General features: G+C 40.2%; 14 protein-coding genes and 3 tRNA genes. 10 read left to right on the top strand and 7 right to left on the bottom strand.

Annotated elements, in window-relative coordinates:
• Nucleotides 1-4 precede the first annotated feature (4 nt).
• On the bottom strand, nt 5-1,189 hold the full coding sequence (locus tag OOZ15_RS01530) for an acetyl-CoA C-acyltransferase (RefSeq protein WP_265953945.1): 1,185 nt from the start codon (nt 1,187-1,189) through the stop codon (nt 5-7).
• A gap of 122 nt (nt 1,190-1,311) precedes the next feature.
• Here OOZ15_RS01530 and OOZ15_RS01535 point away from each other — a divergent pair, with 122 nt between their 5' ends.
• The 4 genes from OOZ15_RS01535 to OOZ15_RS01550 all read left to right on the top strand — a co-directional run bounded on the left by OOZ15_RS01535 (nt 1,312) and on the right by OOZ15_RS01550 (nt 4,048).
• A complete protein-coding gene (locus OOZ15_RS01535) occupies nt 1,312-3,360 on the top strand; it encodes an HD family phosphohydrolase (RefSeq protein WP_265953946.1) in 2,049 nt (682 codons plus the stop codon).
• Between the two features lie 230 nt (nt 3,361-3,590).
• A tRNA-Ser gene (locus tag OOZ15_RS01540) sits at nt 3,591-3,677 on the top strand.
• Nucleotides 3,678-3,847: 170 nt separating this feature from the next.
• A tRNA-Pro gene (locus OOZ15_RS01545) sits at nt 3,848-3,922 on the top strand.
• A 52-nt stretch (nt 3,923-3,974) separates the two neighbouring features.
• Nucleotides 3,975-4,048 (top strand) — tRNA-Arg (locus tag OOZ15_RS01550).
• Nucleotides 4,049-4,335: 287 nt separating this feature from the next.
• Here the strand turns inward: OOZ15_RS01550 and OOZ15_RS01555 are convergent.
• The 6 genes from OOZ15_RS01555 to OOZ15_RS01575 all read right to left on the bottom strand — a co-directional run bounded on the left by OOZ15_RS01555 (nt 4,336) and on the right by OOZ15_RS01575 (nt 11,822).
• Entirely contained in the window at nt 4,336-7,335 is a 3,000-nt protein-coding gene (locus OOZ15_RS01555; protein ID WP_265953947.1) for a response regulator, read from the bottom strand.
• 57 nt (nt 7,336-7,392) lie between these two features.
• The gene (locus OOZ15_RS20515; RefSeq protein ID WP_489666412.1) at nt 7,393-7,488 is read right to left on the bottom strand and encodes a hypothetical protein; all 96 of its coding nucleotides are present in this window, start codon (nt 7,486-7,488) and stop codon (nt 7,393-7,395) included.
• A 21-nt stretch (nt 7,489-7,509) separates the two neighbouring features.
• Nucleotides 7,510-8,751 (bottom strand): OmpA family protein, encoded by a 1,242-nt coding sequence (locus tag OOZ15_RS01560; RefSeq protein WP_265953948.1) that lies wholly within the window; start codon nt 8,749-8,751, stop codon nt 7,510-7,512.
• Between the two features lie 26 nt (nt 8,752-8,777).
• Entirely contained in the window at nt 8,778-9,809 is a 1,032-nt protein-coding gene (locus tag OOZ15_RS01565; RefSeq protein ID WP_265953949.1) for a hypothetical protein, read from the bottom strand.
• A gap of 245 nt (nt 9,810-10,054) precedes the next feature.
• Nucleotides 10,055-11,059 (bottom strand): hypothetical protein, encoded by a 1,005-nt coding sequence (locus tag OOZ15_RS01570; protein WP_265953950.1) that lies wholly within the window; start codon nt 11,057-11,059, stop codon nt 10,055-10,057.
• An 88-nt stretch (nt 11,060-11,147) separates the two neighbouring features.
• A complete protein-coding gene (locus OOZ15_RS01575) occupies nt 11,148-11,822 on the bottom strand; it encodes a hypothetical protein (protein ID WP_265953951.1) in 675 nt (224 codons plus the stop codon).
• A 670-nt stretch (nt 11,823-12,492) separates the two neighbouring features.
• On the opposite strand from OOZ15_RS01575, the gene OOZ15_RS01580 reads away from it, so the two are divergent.
• The 6 genes from OOZ15_RS01580 (at nt 12,493) to OOZ15_RS01605 (ending at nt 24,374) form a co-directional block, all read left to right on the top strand.
• A complete protein-coding gene (locus OOZ15_RS01580; protein WP_265953952.1) occupies nt 12,493-12,993 on the top strand; it encodes a DinB family protein in 501 nt (166 codons plus the stop codon).
• Nucleotides 12,994-13,103: 110 nt separating this feature from the next.
• A complete protein-coding gene (locus OOZ15_RS01585) occupies nt 13,104-14,516 on the top strand; it encodes an MATE family efflux transporter (protein WP_265953953.1) in 1,413 nt (470 codons plus the stop codon).
• Between the two features lie 210 nt (nt 14,517-14,726).
• The gene (locus OOZ15_RS01590; protein ID WP_265953954.1) at nt 14,727-17,501 is read left to right on the top strand and encodes an alpha-L-rhamnosidase; all 2,775 of its coding nucleotides are present in this window, start codon (nt 14,727-14,729) and stop codon (nt 17,499-17,501) included.
• Nucleotides 17,502-17,813: 312 nt separating this feature from the next.
• Entirely contained in the window at nt 17,814-20,825 is a 3,012-nt protein-coding gene (locus tag OOZ15_RS01595) for a SusC/RagA family TonB-linked outer membrane protein (protein WP_265953955.1), read from the top strand.
• An 11-nt stretch (nt 20,826-20,836) separates the two neighbouring features.
• Nucleotides 20,837-22,435, top strand: a complete 1,599-nt coding sequence (locus OOZ15_RS01600; RefSeq protein WP_265953956.1) for a RagB/SusD family nutrient uptake outer membrane protein — start codon at nt 20,837-20,839, stop codon at nt 22,433-22,435.
• Between the two features lie 40 nt (nt 22,436-22,475).
• Complete coding sequence (locus tag OOZ15_RS01605; protein WP_265953957.1) at nt 22,476-24,374, top strand: DUF4859 domain-containing protein; 1,899 nt, start codon at nt 22,476-22,478, stop codon at nt 24,372-24,374.
• The last annotated feature ends 498 nt before the right edge of the window (nt 24,375-24,872 follow it).

The following is a 24,872-nucleotide window of genomic DNA, read 5'->3' on the forward strand; positions in this document are numbered from 1 at the left end:
TTAATTAAAGATGATTAGACTTTTCGACGATGATAGCTGAAGCACCTCCTCCACCATTACAAATGGCCGCTGCTCCTAAAGAAGCATTGTTTTGTTGAAGGACACTTAGTAATGTGATGAGGATCCGTACTCCGGAGCATCCCAAAGGGTGTCCCAAAGATACCGCACCACCATTTACATTAACATTTTCATCAGTCAGCCCCAAAATCTTCATATTTGCCAACCCCACTACAGAAAAAGCTTCATTGAATTCAAAAAAGTCGATGTCTTCCAGTTTTAAATCAGCTTTAGCCAGCGCTTTTGGCAATGCTTTTGCCGGGGCCGTGGTAAACCATTTGGGTTCTTGAGCGGCATCGGCATAACTTCGGATTGTTGCTAAAGGCTTTAGTCCAAGTTCCTTAGCTTTTTCTTCACTCATTAACACAACCGCTCCGGCACCGTCGTTTATGGTAGAGGCATTGGCAGCAGTTACAGTTCCATCCTTGCTGAATGCAGGTCTGAGAGATGGTATTTTATCGAGTTTTACATTTTTAAATTCTTCATCTTCTTCAATGGTAATAGCATCCCCACGTCTTTGAGGCACTTCAACAGGGACAACTTCGTTAGTAAACTTTCCTTCTTTCCATGCCTTGGCAGACCTTTCATATGATTGTATAGCAAAAGCATCCTGATCTTCCCTGGAGAATTGATATTCCTTAGCGCAGATATCACCACAAACACCCATGGCATTTTGGTCGTAAGCATCTGTCAGTCCGTCTTTTTGCAGTCCGTCTTCCAATCCGCTAGGACCATATTTCACGCCTTTTCTCAAATGTGTGTAGTGAGGGATCAGGCTCATGTTTTCCATTCCTCCCGCAACAATGATAGAAGCGTCACCCAAAGCGATAGCTTGAGCTCCTTGCATAACAGCTTTCATTCCGCTTGCGCAAACTTTATTTACTGTGGTACAAGGTACGGTGCTCGGGATACCGGCATAGATGGCAGCCTGTCGCGCAGGGGCTTGTCCTTCTCCGGCTTGAACTACATTTCCCATCAAGACCTCTTCTACCAAAGACGGATCTAAATCTATTTTTTCCAATGCTCCTTTTATGGCAACCGCTCCCAACCTTGGCGCAGGTATTGTAGAGAGCCCTCCCAAGAAACTCCCAATAGGGGTTCTGGCAGCCGATACGATTACAACTTTGCTCATAATACTCGTTTTGTTGTTGCGAATTTAGTTATTTTAAAAAGATAATCATAAGAAGTTCTATTTTAATAAATAGCAATATGGACACTATTTTTTGTTACATTTGAATATCAATACCCTATTTAATGAAGCGTTTTTTGGATAACTTTTATAAAAATCAGTCCCTGATCTACAAGGGATTTTTATTTCTGGCTACCATTGTGCTTATCGTTTATATGTTTCCCAAAGGCGGGAAATTCAAGTATGATTTTCAGAAAGGGAAATTGTGGCAACACGAAACCCTCTATGCTCCTTTTGACTTTGCGATCTACAAAACAGATGCTGAAATAAAGAGCGATAAAGCAGCTATAAGGGCAGCTCATCTTGATTATTTCAGATATGATGAAGAGACAAGAGAAGTTGTCTATGAGGGGTATGATGAAAAATTCCCAACCTATTTTTCTTCAGAAGGATACGACCAAAAGAATCGAGATCGATTGTTTACCTACGGAAAGGAATTACTGGATGATTTATATGAAAATGGGATTGTTCAGAACGGTTCAGACCACAGTAATGAAAAAGTGGTAAACATAGTGAGAGGAAATGAAGAAAGCAGCATTCTTTACGGAAATTTTATAAAACTGAACCAGTTGGAAGGGCTGATCAATAATTTTTTGGAAAGAAAAGGGATTTCAGAATACAGTTCTTTATTCAAAAGCCTTTATTTCGATATTATTCAACCCAATGTGTTTTTTGATGACGAGCTTACACGGAAGACCTTGGAAATAGAATTGGGGAAAGTGACTTCCACAAGGGGGACGATAGATAGAGGGAAACGAATTGTTGCAAAAGGAGAAGTGGTTGAAGGTGAAAAGTACACCATGCTTAATTCGCTTCGGAAAGAATATCAGTCTAAATTATGGAGTGAGAACAATTATAATTGGATTGTTTTAGGATACACCATTCTTGTTGGACTGGCACTTTTTATGCTGATGTTGTTCCTGCAAAAATACAGACAAGAGGTTTTTATAAACAACAACAAGGTTACTTTTATCTTCTTCAATGTATTGGTCATGATATTTTTAACGACCACGGTGGTTAAATACAATGTAGACTATGTGTATGTGGTTCCATTGTGTATCATGCCCCTGATATTGAAAGCCTTTTTCGACCCCAGATTAGGACTGTTTACACATGTATTGACGGTTTTACTGTTAGGTTTTATTGTTCCGAATAGCTTTGAATACGTTTTCTTGCAGACTATAGCCGGAATTGTGACCATTCAAACCATATCAGAACTACACAAACGAGCGAATTTGTTTATATCTGTAGGCCAAATCACTTTGGTTTATATCATTGCCTATTTTGCTTTTTATGTGATCCATGAGGGGAATTTTGAAAATATTAACTGGATTACCTTCGGATATTTTATATTGAATGGTTTAGCTACTTTGGCAGCATTTCCGTTGATATATATTTATGAAAAACTTTTTTCGTTGGTTTCCGATGTTTCCCTGTTGGAGTTGTCCGACACCAATTCAAAACTTTTAAAAGAGCTTTCAGACAAAGCTCCGGGAACATTCCATCATTCATTACAAGTCGCTAATCTAGCTGAAGCGGCGGCCAATGAAATTGGGGCAAACTCCATGTTGGTAAGGGTAGGAGCCCTGTACCACGATATTGGGAAGATGAACAATTCGACCTATTTTACCGAAAACCAAACTACGAGTGTGAATCCACATAATGAATTATCCCCAAAGGAAAGTGCCAAAATTATTATTGACCATGTGATAGAAGGAATCGAACTCGCAAAAAAGAACAAGTTGCCAGATCGGGTGATCGATTTTATACGAACACATCACGGAACTACTTCGGTTTATTATTTCTACAAGAAAGCTCAAGAAATGGACGAACATGTAAACAGAGCGGATTTTCAATATCCCGGACCCATACCATATTCAAAGGAAACGGCTATTTTGATGATGTCTGATGCTGTGGAAGCAGCATCCAAGAGTTTGAAGAATCCGACCTTTACGATTGTAAATGATTTTGTGGATAAAATCATCAACAAACAAATAGAAGAAGAACAGTTTTTGAACGCAAATATTACATTTAAGGAAATTCAATCGGTAAAAAAGGTTTTAAAGCAAAAACTGACGAATATCTATCACTTAAGAATTGAGTATCCAGAGTAGTATTTTCCTCACTAAGTGAGATTTTAAATGCTTCGGTGTTTGCGTTGAAATGTTTTTTAGGTTTTTTCGCCTAATGTCTTGCGAACTTACCCCGAGGTAGTTGACTGAGCATTAGACAGCTGATGAAAACAGCAAAAAATAATTATAAAAATAGTTGCATTCTTATGGATGAACTGCTACATTTGCATCCGCAATTTTAGATTGCACGTTCATAATAAATAAAGAAGAAAGGAGAGGTGCCGGAGTGGTCGAACGGGGCTCCCTGCTAAGGAGTTGTACCCTTACGGGTACCGGGGGTTCGAATCCCTTCCTCTCCGCTTTTTTTAAATTTAATTATGGAATTTTAACAGCTTCAGTTGTTTCTACGGGGTGTAGTACCGTGTCAAGCACGGCATAAACTCCGCCCGGTTCCTGGTCTACTTACCTAAGTAGGTATATTGGAATTTGGGATATGAATATTGAAGTTTTAATTGCGTAAGCAATTTTTCGGGGTGTAGCGTAGCCCGGTTATCGCGCCTGCTTTGGGAGCAGGAGGCCGCAGGTTCGAATCCTGCCACCCCGACAACATAGAACGTTCCTGTCCCTATCTATGATAGACGAGTTTGCAGGAATAGGGTCTCGTAGCTCAGCTGGATAGAGCATCTGCCTTCTAAGCAGACGGTCACAGGTTCGAATCCTGTCGAGATCACATTAAGGGACACATCTAATCTTGTTAGATTTGTCCCTTTTTTAATACCCCTTATTTTACTGCCCATGAGTAAGATAAGGTCGGTTGCTTGATTAAGTCGAACGGTTCGAACTTTTGATCCGTCAAACTCCAATTTTTCAGGAAACATTGAACCAATGATCTTTCTCTTTTGCAAAACATTCCCGTTTTCATACAATACATCCAGTTTGGAAAGACTGCTAAAGGCACTGTCGTAGGCGTTTAATGCCTTATACAGGAATTGAACTACCATAATAGGTAAGAACATACTAACTTTTCTTGATATCGTACTGTTCCGCATATTCCGAAGGTGATACTTTAAAGGTTTCCTTAAAGCAAGTGGCAAAATAAGCGGGCTGATTAAATCCAACCCGGTAAGCGATTTCTGAAATACTTACCCCTGATTTTTTGAGTAATTGTACGGCCAGCTTTAAACGCTGATCTTTTATAAATTCTGTTGCCGACTGCCCGGTAAGGGCTTTTAATTTACGATGTAGCTGCATCCGACTCATACACATGGCCTCGCCAAAGTTTGCCGCATTAAAAAGGGGTTCGGTGAGGTTTTTTGCCAAAACTTCTTTAAGCCGTTTTATAAAAACGTGATCTTTAGGCGAAACTTTCATCGCTGTTGTACTAAACAAGTCCGTATTCCTAAATTGCTGTTGGATCAACTGTCTGTTCTTTAATAAATTTTCTATCAGTACCCGGAGTTTCTCCTGCTGAAATGGTTTAACAATATAGGCATCGGCTCCAGTCTTCAAACCACTGATCTCATTATGGCTCCCGGATTTTGCGGTAAGTAGTACTATGGGGATATGAGAGGTACGTTCATCGTTTTTAAGCGTATTAACCAGGGATATGCCATCTTTTTGAGGCATCATAATGTCGGAAATAATAATATCGGGAATAGTTTTTACGGCTTTTTGAACTCCTGTCATACCATTTTCAGCCTTTAAAACCCTGTAATCCTCCTTAAATATATTTTCCACAAAAAGACATATGTCTGCATTGTCATCTACAATAAGCAACAGGGGTTTATCATCGGCAAGTATATCTGCCCCATTGATAATTTTACTGTCTTCATGCTCCGTGCCGGAGAAAGGCAGGGTTTCTTCTGAAGGATAATGTCCTGTGATTTCATCTTCCGAAAAGGCTTCCCTGGTTACAGGAAGGGATACCCTGAAGCACACTTCCCCGTTTTCATTTTTTGTGACCGCAATGTCCCCGTGGTTTACAGACACCAGTTCCTTGATCAAGGAAAGCCCTATGCCCACTCCTCCGCTGTTGGTATCGGATTGGTAAAAGCGGGTAAAAATATGTTCTATATCCGCTTCATCCAGCTGTGAACCGGTATTTTTTATCCAAAAAACCGCATTGCTGCCTTTTTGTACAACCTCTACTTTGACATATCCGTCCCTGTCAGTGTACTTTACGGCATTGGAGAAAAGGTTCGACAAGATCTTGTGTAATATTTCACGATCAAACCAGGCCATTTTTATACCGGTTATGCTGTATTGAAACCTGATCTCCTGTTTATCTGCGAGATAGTGAAAAGGTTCCAAAAGCTGACGAATAAAAAGTTCCAGGTTGTAATATCCAACAACGAGCCTTCCGCCCCCGGCATCCAGACGGGATAATTCCAGTAACTGGTCTATCAGCTCCATCATGCGGTTCGCATTGCGTTGAATAAGGTGGAAGTCCAGTTCATCATCTGCAGATAATCCTTTTTTGGAAAGTTGGTGTTCTACCGGTCCTGAAATAAGGGTTAAAGGCGTCCTGAACTCGTGCGAGATATTCGAAAAAAAACGGGTCTTTGCTCTGTCCAATTCTTTTAGTTTTTTTGTAGTCTTCTCCCGGTTCTTGTACAGCATAAAAATACTCACTGCCCCGAGGAGTAATATACCTGATGTGGCAGCAAAAATGATCTTTTGGGTTTTTTTCTGCTGCTCCACCAGCTTATTCCTGGCTGTTAATAAAGTGATCTCCTGTTCCTTTTTTTCAGCTTGGTACCGGGTTTCCAGTTCTGATAATTTACTTTGGTTAATTTCCTTTTCTTTTTCAATTTGAAGTCCATACCACTTTTCCTCGGATAATAAAGCATTTTTATAATGTTCTGTAGAACGATATAGTTGGGTCAAACCTTTATAGGCGACTTCTTCAAGATAACTGTTTTCCAGTCGGGACGCCAAACTCACCCCTTCTTTCAATTTATTTTCTGCTTCTGTATAATTGCCTTTTCTGGTGCTTAACATCCCTTTGTGTATAAGTGCACTGGCCATATGAAAAGTATCCTTGTCCTTTACGCCCAACTCGTATTCTTCCTGAAGAACAGCAGCAGCTTCACCATACCTGTCCGACAATAAATATACCTTTCCCAGTACGTTAAGTGCCGCAGCCCTGTTCTTAGGTATTCCCTGCTCCCTGAAAAATTGTAGGGCTGGTCTTAACAAAGATTCTGCTTTCTCATACTGTTTACGGATAAAATAAATTTCGGCAATCTCAATATCGATCTCATACACCAGGATATCTTCCCCTTTTTCCGCATATCCCTGCCTACCCTTGACTAAATATTCCAGACCTTTATCAAGTTGAAGTAATTCTTCTTTAAATATTACACCTATATTGGCCAATGAGCTATTACAATAAGAAGCTCCCTCCCTGTCATAGACCACACACAGCGAATCTACTTTCAGATAATAACTGATGGCTTCATGAAAATTTCGTTCGGATGAAGCAATATCTCCCATTCTAAAATATGCCAACAAGGTGTTTTGTGGAAATTCTGAAGCGGAGGCTTCTACAATCTCCTTTAAAACGTATTTGGCGGAATCGGTTTTCCCTTCTTCGAAATATATTGAAGATTTCCAGTTGAGCACATGAAACTCTCCCGGCTTATAGCTGCCGTTTTTTTTTAACAGCCTATAAGCCTCATCCAGGATTTGATGCGCTTGTTTATAATTTTCCCTTCGCATATCCACATAGGCGGTAAATACGGAAAGGTCTGCAATGCCTTTTGGGATTCCGCTTTTTTTGGCTTGTTCGTAGCCTTTTTCAGTATAAAACTGGGAAGAATCGAGGTTTTTATGTATCCAATAGGGAAAAAGGTCGTTATAGGCTTCAATCCTAATAGAGTCGTTTGTAGTTGTGGCAATAATATCTTTTATGGAATCCAGCTTGCGGGAGGTCTGTGCCATACATATAATACATCCCCATAATACGAGATTAATGGCAAGAAGATATTTTTTATGAACATCATGGCAATTTGACATCTGAAAAATTTCAATCTATTAAAGTTAAAAAAAGTATTCCGAATACCTGTAAAAAACCTACAACAAACCTTTGTAAATCAAAATCATAACAATTATTATTACCAGCATAAAGGCTATAATCAAAGACATTTTATGGCTCCATTTGCTCCTCATTTTCCATACGGGTTATCCTGGTTACAGCTTAATAAGTTCTACCCGTCGGTTACGCGCCTTGCCTTCGGCAAGTGTATTATCGGCAACAGGTTCGGTTTCTCCTTTACCTTCAATAAAAAGCCTTCCGGTTTTTATATGGTATACATTTAACAGGGCCTGTCTTACGGCTTCGGCACGTTTAAAAGATAATTCTTTATTATTAAACATATCGCCATCAGAATCGGTATGGCCTACGATTTTTAACTTCAAGCCGGGGTCTTCCTGCAATATATCGGCTATTTCCTTTAAAATACCGTAGGATCCCGGTGCTATCTGAAACGAATTCACGGCAAATTGTATTCCCGAAGTACTCCACTTTCCATCTTTGTCCAAGGTACTCCGAATGTCTTTTCCTGCTGCTGCTATGCGAAGGCCGGTAATGTAAAACCCGTCTTCCGGAGCCGGGATCAATTCTGTGGCCTGGAAATAAAAACTGTTTCGGAGTGATTCCGGCTCAAAAGCGCGGGGTAGGTCAAATATTTTTTTCTGATCCATATACAACCTTATGCGTGTTCCGTTAACACTAATACTAACCTTTATTACTTTTCCTGCCATCTTATTCGCAGGATATTCCTTGTTGGTTTCACGGCCGGAATATATAGAGGTACTATAACCTAATTCTTTTTCAAAATGAGCTATCTTAAAATAAAAAAGCGCTTTGGACCGCAATCCCCTTTTAGCGGGATTGGCACTCCCGGAAAACCCGAAAGTCACGGGGGCACGCTTTATACCTGCCGGATAATACAAATGAAATTCTACCGTGAAATTTTCCGGCAAAGGCCTCCCGGTTTCGGGATAGCTTAATGTTCTGTCCGGTACCCGCAACCATTTGTCTTCCCGCCCCGTAATGAAAACTACCTCTCCTGAGCCGTTGGTATTCCATTTAGCAGGAAAATCTCCTTTACGATCTATGCCAAAGTCGTCATAAAACAATACTTTGTCTCCGGCAATAAAATCGAATTTGTTATTTATGTTTACGCTTTGTGTTGAGTTGCGTTCCTGTATAACAACTGGTGGCTGACGCTTTTTTCCGCCTGCATTTGTACCCGGCTTGAGGATGCTGTCTGTAACGTTTTCCATTTTCTCTTCCTCCTTGTGCTCCAATTTGCGCTTTACTGTCTTTTGTGCTTTTTTCTTTAGTTTTTTTAATAATTGGGCATGGGTATCTGGAATAAAGGTTATTGATAAGGATGCAACCAAGATTATATTGAAATAAAATTTCATGGTTTCTAAGTTTTTAATGATTTTATCTATTGTAGCATGACAGCCACTGCCTCGGCATAGGCATCCTGTGTACCGTCGGTTAGGGGCTGCGGCACGCCATTTTTCCAAAGCATGGCCACATTTCTGGTGTCGTTGTTTTCATAGCCTGCTATATAAACATCTTCGCCTATTACCGTTACTGACTGGGCACTGGCATTCTGTGTTCCATCGGTTAGGGGTTGTGCCGTGCCGTTTATCCAGAGCATGGCTACATATACAGCACCATTTCTTTCATAGCCTGCCACATAGACATCTTCGCCTACTATCGTTACTGACCTGGCTCCGGCATTCCGTGTTCCATCGGTCAAGGGCTGTGGCACGCCGTTTTTCCAGAGGGTGGCAACGTATATCGTGCCGTTGTGTTCAATCCCCGCCACATAGACGTCTTCGCCCACAACCGCCACTGACTGGGCACTGGCATGATTTGAACCATCAGAAAGGGGTTGCGCCACCCCATTTTTCCACAGTGTGGCTACGTTGGCCGTGCCGTTGTTTTCACTCCCTGCCACATAAATATCTTCGCCTGCAACTGCTACTGAATGGGCCCCGGCACTGTGCAGTCCATCCGTAAGGGCTTGTGGGATACCATTCTTCCAGAGCATGGCCACATTGCTGCTGCCGTTGTTTTCAAAACCAGCCAAATAGATGTCTTCGCCTGCAACCGCCACTGAAATAGCCACAGCATCGTATGTTCCATCGGTAAGGCTTTGTGCATTGCCATTTTTCCAGATCATGGCCGCATTGCTGGTACCATTGTTTTCATAGCCCGTCACATAGATGTCATCGTCCGCAACGGCCACAGAAGAGGTTCCGGCATTGTGTGGTCCATTGGTAAGGGCTTGTGGTACGCTATCTTCCCATAGGGTGGCCGCGTAATACGTGCCGTTGTATTCACTACCTGTCACATAGACCACAGGCTCCGGGTTGGGTTGGGGTGGTTTTGGGGTGTCGTCGTCTTTGCTACAGTGTATCAGCATAACGGCCATAAAAAGAAGGTATAATAATTTTATTTTTTTCATGATTAAAAAGGTTTTGACTTATAATCTTTAATGGTTTTAAAGTAAAAAGGTTAACATGTTTTTTTACTATGTTCTAAAAAGCTGTTTAAATAAGCTTTGAAGTCATATCTGCCCATGGCCAAGTCGGGGCAGGCGGGACTTTCTCCTTATATAAGTACCCACAATTTTAACTCAGCTGCTTTTTAGTCCCGTCTCAGCCGATATCGGAATCAGTTAAAAAGGGCAATAACCCTTTTGTTAGCCAATTAAGGCTTTACAGCCACCGAAAGGGCAAAGGAATTTTGCGTGCCGTCGGTAAGGGGCTGTGCGACCCCGTTTTTCCAAAGTATGGCCGTGTCTGTCGTACTATTACTTTCATAACCTGCTACGTAAACGTCTTCGCCCGATACAGTTACAGCGTAGGCAGAGGCAAACTGTGTACCATCGGTAAGGGGCTGTGCATTGCCGTTTTTCCAGAGCATGGCGGTTTGGTTTGTTTCATCATATTTTCGCCCAGCTACATAAACGTCTTGCCCGCTTACCGCAATCGAATGAGAAAAGGTTTTTTGCATATCATCGGTAAAAGGTTGTGGTGCGCCGTTTTTCCAGACCGTAGCCTCATCGTTTCCGTAACGTTCGTAGCCCGCGACGTAAACATCTTCTTCTGCCACGACCACCGAATAGCCAGCCGCATACCGTGTGCCGTCGGATAGGGGCTGTGCCTCCCCGTTCTTCCATAACATAGCGACCGGTGTCGAGTCAGTGAACACAATACCTGTTACATAAACTTCACTGCCGGAAACCGCAACCGATTTTGCCGATGAATTTTCGCTGGTAAGGGACTGTTCAACACCGTTTTTCCACAATTTGGCCACGTTGTTTTCATGACCTGATACATAGACGTCTTCGCCCATAACTGCCACTGAAATGGCTTCGGCATAGTGTGTTCCATCGGTAAGGGGCTGAGTTACCCCGTTTTTCCAGAGCATAGCCACGTTGTTGGTGCCGTTGTTTTCAGTGCCGGCCACGTAAACGTCTTCACCCACAACTGCTACCGAAGAGGCATAGGCTTCTTGCGTTCCATCAGTAAGGGCTTGTGGTACGCCATCTTCCCAAAGGGTGGCAACATAGTGCGTGCCGTTGTATTCAGCTCCTGCCACATAGACCACCGGGTCGGGGTCGGGTAGGGGTGTTGAGATGTCGTCGTTTTTGCTGCAGTACGTCAGCATAATGGCCGTAAAAAAAAGGCTTAAGAACTTTATTGTTTTCATGATTTCTGTAATTTTATGGCTTCTACTTTATTTAAAAGTTTTGAGGAAACCATTTTATTCCGATCTGGGTGTAAATGGCATTGCATGATTAATCAGGTATATTGTAATACGTTTTAACAGCATCATAATCGGAATAATCCAGAACCGACTTTGCCGAGAGGTTTACGTTTCCGGGAATAATAACATAACGTATCCTGTTATAAATAATACCTCCGGCCTGACCTTCGGTCTCCTGACTGGTAAAATCAGAACCGTATTTTGTTATAGTTATCCAGATACTGGTGGAGTTTCTGTATAAAACACTCCTTTTTATGACCAAGTCCCCAGATGTATTATGTGTATCCCAGGGCAGCAAAAATGTAGAGCCGTTATTTGTTCTCCAGTATACCAATGTTACCCCGCCTTCTAACCAGGTATCGCTAAAATTACTGTCCACCACTTCCATCCTTTTAAACCTGGCGGCATCATGCATGTTCCAGTCGGGGAAAAACCAATCGGAGTACATGACATTGGCATTTCCGTCTTCGCCATCCTGTCCATCCTGCCCGTCTTGTCCATCTTCTCCGGGAGTACCTTGTTCTCCCTGAGTCCCCTGTTCACCTTGTTCTCCTTGTAATCCCTGTTCACCTTGTAATCCCTGTTCACCTTGTGGCCCCTGTTCTCCCTGCGGGCCGGGAGGGCCTATATCGCCATCTTCGGCTGAACAGGCTATTAATCCAATACTTACAATCAATACGATAAAATAATTAAATGTAGTTTTCATAGTACGTTACTTTTCATTTTGGTTATTAATTAATTCTTTTTGGAAAGTGGTAGAGGGAAAAATGATTACTTCAAAAGTAAATCAGCAAGGGAATAGGAAATTTCATATATGTAACAAAGGCTTTCATATATGTAACCTTTGCCTTAAAGACTGTATTTTAACCCGTTACGTATTATGATTTGGAAAAGAAAAGTTCTCGAACGTCCTGAACGGAAGATATTGCTGAATATATTGTTTGCTGAAAAACTATATCCGCTCTGGGCAGGTTGGCTACCTTTACATGAAGATGTCGTATTGGAATTTCGTGACACAGGAAAGCAGCTTTGAGGCCAATCTTGGTGCATAAACGGGAAATAATTTTTGAAAATTTTGTGACAAACCTGCCATTAGTTAAATACTAAATATTTGCACAATGTTTGTAATTCCGTTATATAATCTATGAAAAAGGGAACATTTTAGGATTACCGCTAGATAATCTTTCAAGGTTAAGGAATTTCATACTACTTAAAGTATTATCACTTCGCGCAATTATTTCAGCAATAAAGGCACAACTTGAATACTTGATGCTTTTTCCTGTCGTAAACACCCCTTTAAATAGTCGTTTTTACACGTGGTAAATACGAAATCAATTATTAAACTTTGTATTGTATTCATATAAAGTTATTTAATCATGAAAAGACAGGAAGTTTTAAATGAAATTAAGATCACCTTTTCTAATTTGAAAAGTGCTATTGCTAAATTTTCAGAAGAAGACTTAAATAGAGTGCCTTTTGAAGGAAGTTGGACGGCCGGGCAGATCACGCAACACATTATTATATGTGCTAGTGGCATACCTGATGAGAAAACAAAACCGGCCGATCGGCCTTACGACGAGAAAATCAAGTCCATACGGGACATGTTTTTGGATATGGAAATAAAATTCAAGACAGCACCAATTTTAGAACCGGAAAACCCGCCTCATTCACGTAATGAGTTAACGGACACTCTGAATAAACTTGAAGATCAGCATACAGCATCTGCCCAAAATTTGGATATGGAAGCATTGTGCTTGGATATGGAATTACCCACATTCGGGCATCTGACCCGCTATGAATGGATACGATTTATGATGGTGCATACACAACGCCATACAAAGCAAATTGAAAATATTTATAATAAATTGAAGGGATGATAAATTGTTTTTCCTGTCATGTGGAAATGCTGGACATTGAAAAGTGAAGGGAAAAAAAGAATGTGTGTTGAACAATCATATGATTTTAAAAGATTAATTTTAAACTAATTATGAGTCAAAATAATAATTCCATTACCAAAAAGAGTACTTGGAAGAAATTAAAAGATGCTATCCGAGGTACAAATGCCGACTACACGAAAATTGATATAAAAGAAGCGATTTTCCTTTTGGCTGTTCCTATGATCTTAGAACTTATCATGGAGTCGACATTTGCCGTAGTAGATATTTACTTTGTTGGGAAACTGGGGCCTTCGGCTGTTGCTACTGTGGGCTTAACAGAGACATACATGTTTTTACTATATTCCATTGCCATGGGACTTGCTATGGCCGTAACAGCAATTATTGCTCGTCGGATTGGAGAAAAAAATCAAGAAGATGCTGCCAAATCTGCCGTACAATCTTTGATTCTTGCGCTGTTGGTTTCATTGCCTTTTTCCATTGCGGGCATCTTTTTCTCGAAAGAACTATTGTTGCTAATGGGGGGTGATCCATGGGTGGTTGATGAAGGTTACCGCTATACACAATGGCTACTTGGTGGCAATATGGTCATTGTTTTTTTGTTTGTCATTAATGCTATTTTTAGGGGAGCTGGTGATGCGGCTATTGCTATGCGGGTATTGTGGATAGCAAACGGTATCAATATAGTGTTGGATCCGTTATTGATCTTTGGCTGGGGCTTTATACCGGCTCTGGGTATAGAAGGTGCTGCAATTGCCACCACCATTGGTCGGGGTATAGGTGTGATGACTCAATTATGGATACTTTTTAAAGGTGGAAAACAAATACGGGTACTGCGCGAACAACTTCAAGTAGATGTTAAAATTATGGTTAATATCATAAAGACATCATTGGGAGGCATCGGACAAATGATCATAGCTATGACATCCTGGATTTTTTTGATGCGAATCTTAGCTGATATCGGCAGTGAAGCAGTAGCCGGGTCTACTATTGCCCTGCGGATTATGATGTTTACCTTAATGCCCGCATGGGGACTCTCGAATGCTGCTGCCACATTGGTGGGGCAAAATCTTGGTGCAGGTAGTCCTGAGAGAGCAGAGCAGTCTGTCTGGAAAATAGGTTGGTACAATATGGTATTTTTAGTATTGGTTTCGGTTGTCTACTTTTTCTTCAACACCCGATTAATGCAAATTTTCAGTGATGATCCCAAAGTTATTGCCATTGGCGCTGAATGGATAAAAATCCTTTCCTATTGTTATTTTGTGTACGGCTGGTGGATGGTCACCGTACAAGCATTTAATGGTGCTGGGGATACCAGAACACCCACAAAAATCAATTTGGTTTTCTTTTGGCTCATACAAATTCCGCTGTCTTACTTGTTGGCTATCTATTTTGGATGGGAGCATTCAGGTGTGTTTTGGGCTGTATTTGTGTCTGAAACTGCTGTGGGCTTATTTACGCTTTGGCTTTTTACAAGAGGGAAGTGGAAAACGGTAACGGTGTGATATATTGTTACAGTTATTTTGAGTGTTGCATTATATATTTTTAATGGTTAAGCCCTTGAGGGTTCTGAACCCTTCAAGGGCTGTATGTTAATATTCTACTTTTGGAATAGTGTCTGTAAAAAATTGTAGTTTTATTGTTGGGAGCATCTCAAGATTAAAATACTGAGTTTTATAACCCTTTGGTAATAACCAACTTAAACCTTAAACACAATGAAACCAACGCCAAAAACAATAATTCCTTTTTTTATCATAGCGCTATTTTGTGCGCCTGTTTTTTCTCAAATAAAAATAGATCGATTGTTATGTGAGAACAGGGTCAATCCCATGGGGATAGATAAGATTCAGCCGAAATTTACTTGGATATTGACTTCAGAAGAAAAAAATAAAACCCAGTCTGCCTATCAAATTCAAGTAAGTAACACTGCGGATGATTTTGATGACGGATTGGTTTGGGATAGTGAGAAGGTAAATTCTGATCGATCGGTTCATGTTCAATACACAGGATCGGTGTTAAAATCATTGGAAAAATATTATTGGCGTGTACGGGTTTGGGATGAAAAAGGAAAAGCTTCACAATGGAGTCCTCCGGAATTTTGGCAAATGGGGATGTTGAATCAAACCGACTGGAAGGCAGATTGGATTTCTGTCGGATACCAAGAGGATTCTTTACGTCAGAGTCCGGCTTTGAGAAATGAATTTGAAATCAAAAAGCAGGTAAAAAGCGCTTATGCAGTAATCACTTCACGTGGAATGTATCAGGCTTTCCTCAATGGAGAAAAAATAGGGAAGGATTACCTCACCCCGGGCTGGACGAGTTATAATAAAAGACTGCAATATCAGATTTATGATATCACTGCTATGATAAAACAAGGAGAAAATGCTGTTGGTGCATTATTGGGTAGCGGTTGGTATCGAAGTGTGCTTGGATGGGGCGATAATGAAGATATTTATGGAAGCGAGTTAGCTTTACTGATGCAAATACAAATAGAGTATAGTGATGGTACTAAAGAAATTATAGGAACAGACAAAAATTGGAAATCCACAAAAAGTGCCATTCAAAGCTCAGAGATATACAATGGGGAGACGATTGATGCTAGAAAGGCATTGGATAAATGGTCAGAAACTGGTTATAAAGACACTTCATGGACTTCAGTTAAAGTGCAAAACTATGGTTATGGGGATTTAATTGCCACTTATAATGAACCGGTAAGAAAGCATGAAGTTATAGTGCCTTTAAATATGATTACAACTCCGGAAGGAGATATAGTCATTGATTTTGGACAGAACCTTGTTGGTTTTGTTGAAGTGGAAATTGAAGGAAAAGCAGGAGATAGTATAATAATAGACCATGCAGAGGTGTTGGATAAAGCGGGAAACTTTTATACAGAAAATTTAAGAGCTGCTGATCAGCAAAATATATACGTGCTAAGTGGTAAGGGAAAAGAACATTTTGAGCCACATTTTACATGGCAGGGCTTTAGATATATCAGAATAAAAGGAAACTTGAAAAATAAGGTTTCACTTGATAACTTTAAGGCTGTTGCCTTGTATTCAGATATGCGAAAGACTGGTAGTTTCACTACTTCAAATGAATTATTAAATCAATTACAACATAATATTCAATGGGGACAGCGAGGGAACTTTTTAGATGTGCCTACCGATTGTCCGCAGCGGGATGAAAGACTGGGATGGACCGGGGATGCTCAGGTGTTTTTTAAAACAGCGGCATACAATATGCATGTAGATAATTTCTTTTCCAAATGGATGAAAGATGTGGCTGCCGATCAAAAAGAAGATGGAAATGTACCCTTTGTCATTCCAAATGTTCTTGATGAAAATTCCGCCGGATCCGCTGGTTGGGCAGATGCTGCGACCATCATACCATGGGATATGTACCTTGTTTATGGAAATGAAGATATATTGAAAGAACAATACGATAGCATGAAAAGTTGGGTGGATTTTATGAATAGTAAGAGTACAAATTATTTATGGAACACAGGATTTCACTTCGGAGATTGGTTGTTTTACAGACCAGATGATGATAATGACGGAAGGGCTGCAATTACCGATAAATATTTGATAGCGCAATGTTTTTTCGCGCATTCTACCCAGTTGTTAATAAATGCTGCTAAAGTGTTAGGAAAGCAGCAGGACGTTGAAGCATATTCAAATTTGTTTCAAAATATAAAAGATGCTTTTGTAAAAGAGTATATGACACCCAACGGGAGATTAGTCTCAAGCTCACAAACGGCTTATGTCTTAGCTTTGCATTTTGATATGCTACCGGAAAGCTTGAGAGCTCAAGCTGCAGAGCGATTGACAGAAAATATTAAAAGTTATAATTATCATTTAACCACAGGATTTTTAGGAACTCCTTATCTGGGTTTGGTGCTCTCAAAATTTGGATACCACGATCTTGCGTACACCTTGTTATTGCAGCAAACATATCCTTCGTGGTTGTATCCCGTTACAGCCGGAGCTACTACCATTTGGGAGCGTTGGGATGGACGTAAGCCTGACGGAAGCTTCCAAACCCCGGGTATGAACTCATTTAATCACTATGCATATGGAGCTATCGGCGATTGGATGTATAGGGAGTTGGCCGGAATTAATAATTCAGAAGAGATTGGAGAAACAGGATATAAAAAGATTGTTTTAACTCCTCATTTCAAGAACTCATACGTATCCGATGAAGTGAAAAAACAAAACAAGGCTGAAAAACTAAGTGAAGTAAATGCAACTCTGGATACCTATTATGGTACTGTACAATCATACTGGAAAATCAATGGTGGTCAGGTAAATTATAACATAAGCATACCGGTGAATACTTCTGCTGAAATACATCTTCTAGAAACCCAAATAGGTAGAATAAAAGAAAGTGGAAAGAAAATATCCAATTCCGATAAAAACATCAGGATAGAAACCAATGGTAATGGAGTTATTTTATATGTAGGCTCCGGTAATTATAGTTTTTCTATGAATTAACCTACCGTTATAGTATGCGTTGCAGCTGGTGTGAACGTCACGCTTTTGTTGTTTCCTTTTTGTCAAACATTAATAAATCTCCATGTTTATTTAGAATGTTTGATGTATTTTCTTCTCTTTTTAATGCTTCCATTGATAAACTGCTAATATAGTATCAATATCAGCTAATATTTAAATATTTCCTAGGACTAATAATTATAATTTTACAAGTGTTAAACTAACACTAAATAATCTTTACCTAAATGCAATGTGTTTGGATAGAGAGGGGTATAACTAATTAAAAACACAATTTTAACCAGTAAAATGTTAATTATGGAACAAATAAATTTATCCATTAGAGCAAATAATGGTATCTGTTTTTTTAGGAAAAAAACGGTATATGCTCTATTCTTTTTATTTTTTTCTTTTACATCTTTTGCACAACAATTAGTGAAAGGTACTGTAAAAGATGAGCAAGGGATCCCCATTGCGGGAGCTTCGGTATCGGAAAAAAACACTTCTAATGGTGTTGTCACCGATTTTGATGGAAATTATCAATTAACGACCAGCACAGAGAATCCGATTATCACAGTCTCTTATATAGGCTTTCAAGTAAGTGAAGTAAGAGTTGCAGGACAAGCGACCATCAATGTGATTTTGAAGGAAGACCTGCAAGAATTGGACGAGGTCGTAGTGATAGGGTATGGAACCCAGAAAAAAGCAGATGTGACCAGTGCAGTGGCCAGTGTTAAATCAGAAGATTTTGTCCAGGGAAATGTAAAGGATGCAGCACAACTTATTCAGGGAAAAGTCGCCGGACTCACGGTTTCTGCACCATCAGGAGATCCAACTGCCGGATCGCAAATTAAACTTAGGGGTCTTGCTTCATTAACAGGAGGAACAGCTCCATTAGTATTGGTTGACGGGGTTCCGGGGAGTCTGGGAACCGTTGCTCCTGAGGATATTGAATCCATAAGTGTATTAAAAGATGGTTCCGCTACAGCAATATACGGAACCAGAGGAACCAATGGCGTTATCATCATCACAACCAAAAAAGGAAATTTTAATGCACAGCCTACCATAGAGTATAATGGCTATTCATCACTTTCCACAATTGCTAACAAACTCGATTTTATGGACGCCTCAGATTTGAGGGAAAAATGGAACGAAGGTTATGAGTTTAACGGAGCCAACCTTCAGGATTACGGGGCTGATACCGATTGGTTGGACGAGATTACCAGAAACGCATACAGTCAGGTACACAATATGATTTTTAGGGGAGGAAATGAATCGACCAACTTGACCGCTTCATTGAATTACAGGGATATAGAAGGAATTTTCTTAAAATCAGACAATAAAAAATATACGGGAAGGGTAAGTGTAAACCATGCCATGTTTGACAATAAATTGAAAACCAATATTGGGTTTATTGTAAGTGAACAAAAATTTAATGCCTTAGGGGATGGAACAAGTTTTAACTCTTATATCTATAGACAAGCCCTGATCAGAAATCCCACGGAACCTGTGTTAGATGAAGAAGGAAGATGGTTTGAAAGAGATGTATACTTCTATGATAATCCGGTGGGCTATATCCAGGAAACTTTAGGGGAGAACAAATACAGAAATGTTCGTTTTGATGCCAGTATGAGTTATGATTTTAGCAAAGACTTGACCGTTAAAGGGCTTTATACCCGCAAAGGAAATTCAAATATCCGAGGCTTTTACGAAACAACAAATCACGTATCCACGGTAAAATATGGTCAGGGTGGATTTGCCTCTCGCGGAACCGACAATTATATCGGTAATTATTCACAAATATCGGCCGATTATAATAAAAGCTTCGGAAATCATAGGGTTACAGCCCTGTTGGGGTACAATTATGAAGATAATACCAACGAAGGCTTTTGGGCGACCAACCGCCGTTTTCCTACCGATGGCCTTACTTATAACGATATTGGAAGAGGTCAAGGATTAGAAGAAGGAGAAGCCGGGATGAGTAGTTATAAAAGCTCGGATAAACTCATGGCTCTTTTTGCCCGCGTCACTTATAATTTTGATGATCGTTATCTGTTAATGGCTAGTTTAAGACGTGAGGGGTCATCCCGTTTTGGTAAAGATTATAAATGGGGTAGTTTCCCCGGGATCTCTGTTGGATGGCGCATCAATGAGGAATCGTTTATGGAGAGTGCAGAATGGCTGGACAATTTAAAGTTAAGAGCAGGGTTTGGAGTAACAGGAACTAATGCCGGTCAAAATTATGAGTCTTTAAGTGGACTAAGTTACGGGAATTACTTCTTATATGATGGAGAATGGATTAGGGAATTGGTACCTACAAGGAATGCAAATCCAAATCTGCGATGGGAGAAAAAAGAGGAGCTTAATTTTGGTTTGGATTTTGGGTTTCTTAACGATCGTATAAGTGGTTCTGTAGATTATTACAGCAGGACTACCAAAGACGCCTTGTTTAATTACAGTGTACCAACACCACCGTATTTTTACGGGAATATATTGGCAAACGTAGCCGAGATTAAAAATTCAGGGCTTGAATTTCTATTGAATGTTACGCCGTTTAAAACGGATAATTTTCAATGGACAGCCAACTTTACTTATTCTACCAATACCAATGAGGTTGTGTCACTTTCCAATGATGAATTTCAGCTGACTAACGACTTTTTTGATGAAGGCTATACGGGAGAACCCATTCAAATTAGCACCCATCGTGTGCAGGAAGGACAACCTATAGGGAATTTTTTCGGATTAAAAAGTGTGGATATTACTGATGATGGGATCTGGCTTATTGAAACCCCGGATGGTGAGATCATCCCGGCAACAGAATCTACTACTGAGGACAGACAGGTGTTGGGGAATGGACTTCCCAAATCCTATTTCAGTTGGAACAATACCGTACGTTATAAGAATTGGGATTTTAATGTGAATTTAAGAGGGGCACTGGATTACCAAATCCTGAACTTCTCCAGAATGTTTTATGAAAACCCAACGGTGAGTTACAATACATTGAACTCTGCATACGATGAGGTTTATGGTAAAGCCGTTCTTAACGATGTTCAAAGACTGGTAAGTTATTATGTTGAAGATGGTGACTTTCTTAAAATAGATAATGTTACCATTGGTTACACCTTGCCTAAGTCTGCATTGAAGTTTACCCAAAGTTTTAGGATTTATGCTTCTGGACTCAACTTGGCAACATTTACAGGATATAAAGGGATTGACCCTGAAGTGAATAGGGATAGAGACAGAGCTTCCGGAATAGTTCCCGGAAATGACGAAAGGGATAAATACCCTTCAACAAGGACTTTTTCACTTGGAATTAATTTCACACTTTAAAATTATTGAAAATGAAGAATATAGTAAATTATATAAATTCTATTAGTATAAGGTTATTGATATTTGGTACAATGACAAGTATTTTACTAATAGGATGTACCAATCTCGAAGAAGAAGTTTTTTCAGAGGTGACAGAAGAATCTTTTGTGCCGGCTGATTCAGATATTGTAGCTGTAATGGCTTCAGCTTATACCCCTTTGCGTTATGTTATGGGATGGCAAGGGCTTTTTGATGTGCAGGAAGAGCCGGCAGATATGATTGTGACCCCCACACGTCCTAATGGTTGGGATGACGGTGGAACCTACAAAAGAATGCATTTTCATGAGTGGGACAATACACAATGGCAGCCCAGAAATACCTGGATTACCTGTTTTAATGGTATAAACAGTGTCAATAGGGTAATCTTACAGATAGAATCCGGGGAACTTCCTGTGAGTGAAGAACAATTCGTCGCTATTATAGCTGAAATGAGAGCACTTAGAGCTTTGTATTATTCCATATTAGTTGATACGCATGGTAATGTGCCTATTATTTCCAACTATGGCGATGAACTGCCTGTTCAGAGTACCCGTAATGAAGTATATGAATTCATAGTTTCTGAACTGACCGATGTAATTCCTACTTTGTCAACTGAAGTCGATCAATCGACTTATGGACGTATGACAAGATATGCTGCCTATCATGTATTGGCCAGAATTTACCTGAATGCAGAAGTGTACACAGGTACCCCACAATGGGAGAAATGTATCGAAGCATGTAATGAGGTGATTAACAGTGGTCAATATACGTTGTCGGATAGTTATAGCAATATCTTTAGTACAAACAATGATACTAACCCGGAGCTGGTATTTGCCATTCCTTACGATCAGATATATGCACAGGGTTGGAATGCCCACATGAAAATGTTATTGCCGGACCACAGATATGTTTTTGATATGGAATCACAACCCTGGGGAGGTTCTAGCTGTAATCCACAGTTTATAGATAGTTACGACCCGAATGATAAGCGTATGGAAGATACATGGCTCATGGGAGATCAGTTAGATGCCAACGACGGGAGTGTGGTGATGACATTGGTAAAAGAAATGCCAAGTATCTACGATTGTGAATTTACAGAAGGTTTCAGATGTGGTAAATATGAAATTGAACCGGGGGCAACAGGCTCATTGAGTAATGATTTCCCACTGCTGAGATATACAGATATTTTGATGATGAAGGCAGAGAGTTTACTTAGAACCGGACAAAGTGAAGCCGCAGCACAACTCGTAACAGAAGTCCGAATGCGATCTTTTGACGATCCGGCTGAAGCAACCGTAACCGGTGCTGAATTAGAGGGGGATACTACCGTACAATACGGAACTTTGGCAGAAGATGGAAGTATAGCCGATGCCGGGAATCAAACTCCTGTTCCGTATGGTCGTTTTCTTGACGAACTGGGTTGGGAGTTTGCTGCCGAAGCCAGACGAAGAACAGATTTGATCAGGTTTGGAGTGTATCAGACAAAAAACTGGTATAACCATACACCAAAAGGGGATCATACCATTCTCTTTCCTATAGGTTTGGAAGAAATGAATACCAATTCTAATTTGCAACAGAATCCGGGGTATTAAAAAAGGCATTTGCTTAAAAGCTAACTTAAAACAATAAAAAATGTGTGCTAAAAACTTAAGAAAGCTGGGAATGTACCAAGTGTTAATTTTGATTACCCTGCTTTGTTTCAGCTGTTCAGACGATGATATTGTACCTGTAACCGAATCTACGGATGAAGAACAGCAACAGACAGAAGAGCAAGAATCTTCATTTGACCCGGAATCTGTCGATACCGAGAAGATATACATCCCCCAAGAATTTGAGAGCATGGACTTGTTTGACGAATCCAGTACTTGGTTTTATGGTCGTAGTAAACAATCAGAACATTTTATAGTGTTTTGGGGCAGCGGATACGGGGAGAATAACCCGGGATCTAGTGAGGTATCTGAAACCTTCAGAGTAGATATAGACGATCTTTTGGAAAAAGCAGAGCAATTTTACGATATCAATGTTAACGTGTTAAAGTTTGCCGAAACAGGTGCTGGAAACTCTAAGTTGGACGATTATAAAATGATGATATTTTTATATTATCAGGAAGAGTGGTTGGCAACAGGATCCGGTTATGACGATACCATAGGTGCTTTATGGGTAAGCCCCGGTACTTCTCAACCTGTAGGTTCTACAATAGCCCACGAGATTGGGCATAGTTTTCAGTACCAAGTACATGCAGATTTGGGTGGGAGCAGCGGATTCCGATATGGTTTTGGAGGTAATGGAGGAAATACGTTTTGGGAGCAAACTGCACAATGGCAATCTTTCCAGAGTTATCCAGAGCAAGCATTTACTTCATACGATTTTTCAGTTTATACGGAAAACTATCATAGACACTTATTGCATGAATTGTATAGATATTCCAGTTACTTTATCCATTATTATTGGACAGATATCCATGGTATAGATTTTATAGGACGATTGTGGAGGGAAGCTCAAGAACCTGAGGATCCTATAGAGGCTTATATGAGGATCACCGGTATTACATGGGCCGAAGTAAATGAAGAAATCTATGATGCGGCTACCAAATTTGTTACTTGGGACCTGGATGCCCTTAGGGATAATGGTTCAGATTATATTGGATCCCAGACTTTTTTGAGTACTACTCTGGAAGATGGTAGTTATCAAGTAGCCTATGAAAGATGTCCGGGAACAACAGGTTATAATGTAATTCCATTGAACGTACCTTCTACAGGAACAGTAGTGTCCACAGCTTTTACGGGATTGGTAAACGAATCGGGTTTTAATATAGTGGCAAACCCCGGAAGGGCGGGTTGGCACTATGGCTATGTTGCTTTGTTGGAAGATGGCACCCGGGTTTACGGCGAGATGAATCAAGGAGCTGAAAATACAGTAGATTTTGAAGTGCCTGCAGATTGTAGTAACTTATGGTTTGTAGTTACCGGGGCACCAGATACCTACAAACCCCATGCTTGGGATGAAGATGAAACCAATGATGATCAGTGGCCATATAAGGTTAATTTTACTAATACGGATTTATTGGGGAATGTGAATGTCGGAGATGGGCCCCCTCAAAACACTACATTTACTTTTGATATTAGTTTTCCATACGATGATGAAGCCTATACCGGAACTACAGTGGAGTTAAGTAGTGAAGACCTTAGCCAACTGGCACAGGCTTTTGTAATGCAACCAAGCGAGATATCATCGGCTATGGGCAACGAAATAACTTTTTATGCCGAGGAAAGTGACGGTACTTTAAACCCTGAAACAACAGCAAATGGTTATGGACATTGGTTTGATGTAAATGGGGATGTAATTGGATGGGGCGCCGATGCCACTCTGTTTTCAGAGTATAACGAGACGGATTTTTCATTTAGTATAGGGCAATATCCTGGACAAACTTCGCATGATACCACATATACTATTAAACAAGCTTTGGTTTATGAGTATGAACCTGGGGAAACTGTACAGGCAACATTCGTTTTTAATGTTACCGTAGAGTAGGAATTCTCCCTCGTTACCGCACGAGTCCTCGCTGATTTGAGTTAGTTAGTTTGTTTTTACATCAAAAGGGGCTGTTTTTAACAGCTCCTTTTTTTTAATAACTTAAGTTTTGAAGGCCTGAGGTTTCATTAGGTCTTTAAGATTTTCAATCCCTGTAGGTGCGAGCGTCACAGCCCACTTGAACGAATCTTTCGTGTAGGGCTCAGCATCCATTTTAAAGAAAGGGCTAGCCAACGCTTGGGCGAATGTAACAAACCAACCATGTGACAAATAAACTTAGAAACTGTTCATTTATTCACGAACCTTCTATTTTTTTAATAGGTGTTCATGAATCTTTAATTTCTTTTGCTCGTCCAAAAGAAATGAACCAAAGAAAAAGACTACCCACAATCCCGACTTCATAGCTCCATAACCCAATCACTCAATTAACCAGTTAACCAAATAACTCGTTCCGCAAAGTCTCCGACTTTGAGTACAACCCCTTTAACCTTCAATTTT

The sequence above is a fragment of the Galbibacter kalidii genome (genome assembly GCF_026241135.1).
GTDB lineage: Bacteria > Bacteroidota > Bacteroidia > Flavobacteriales > Flavobacteriaceae > Galbibacter.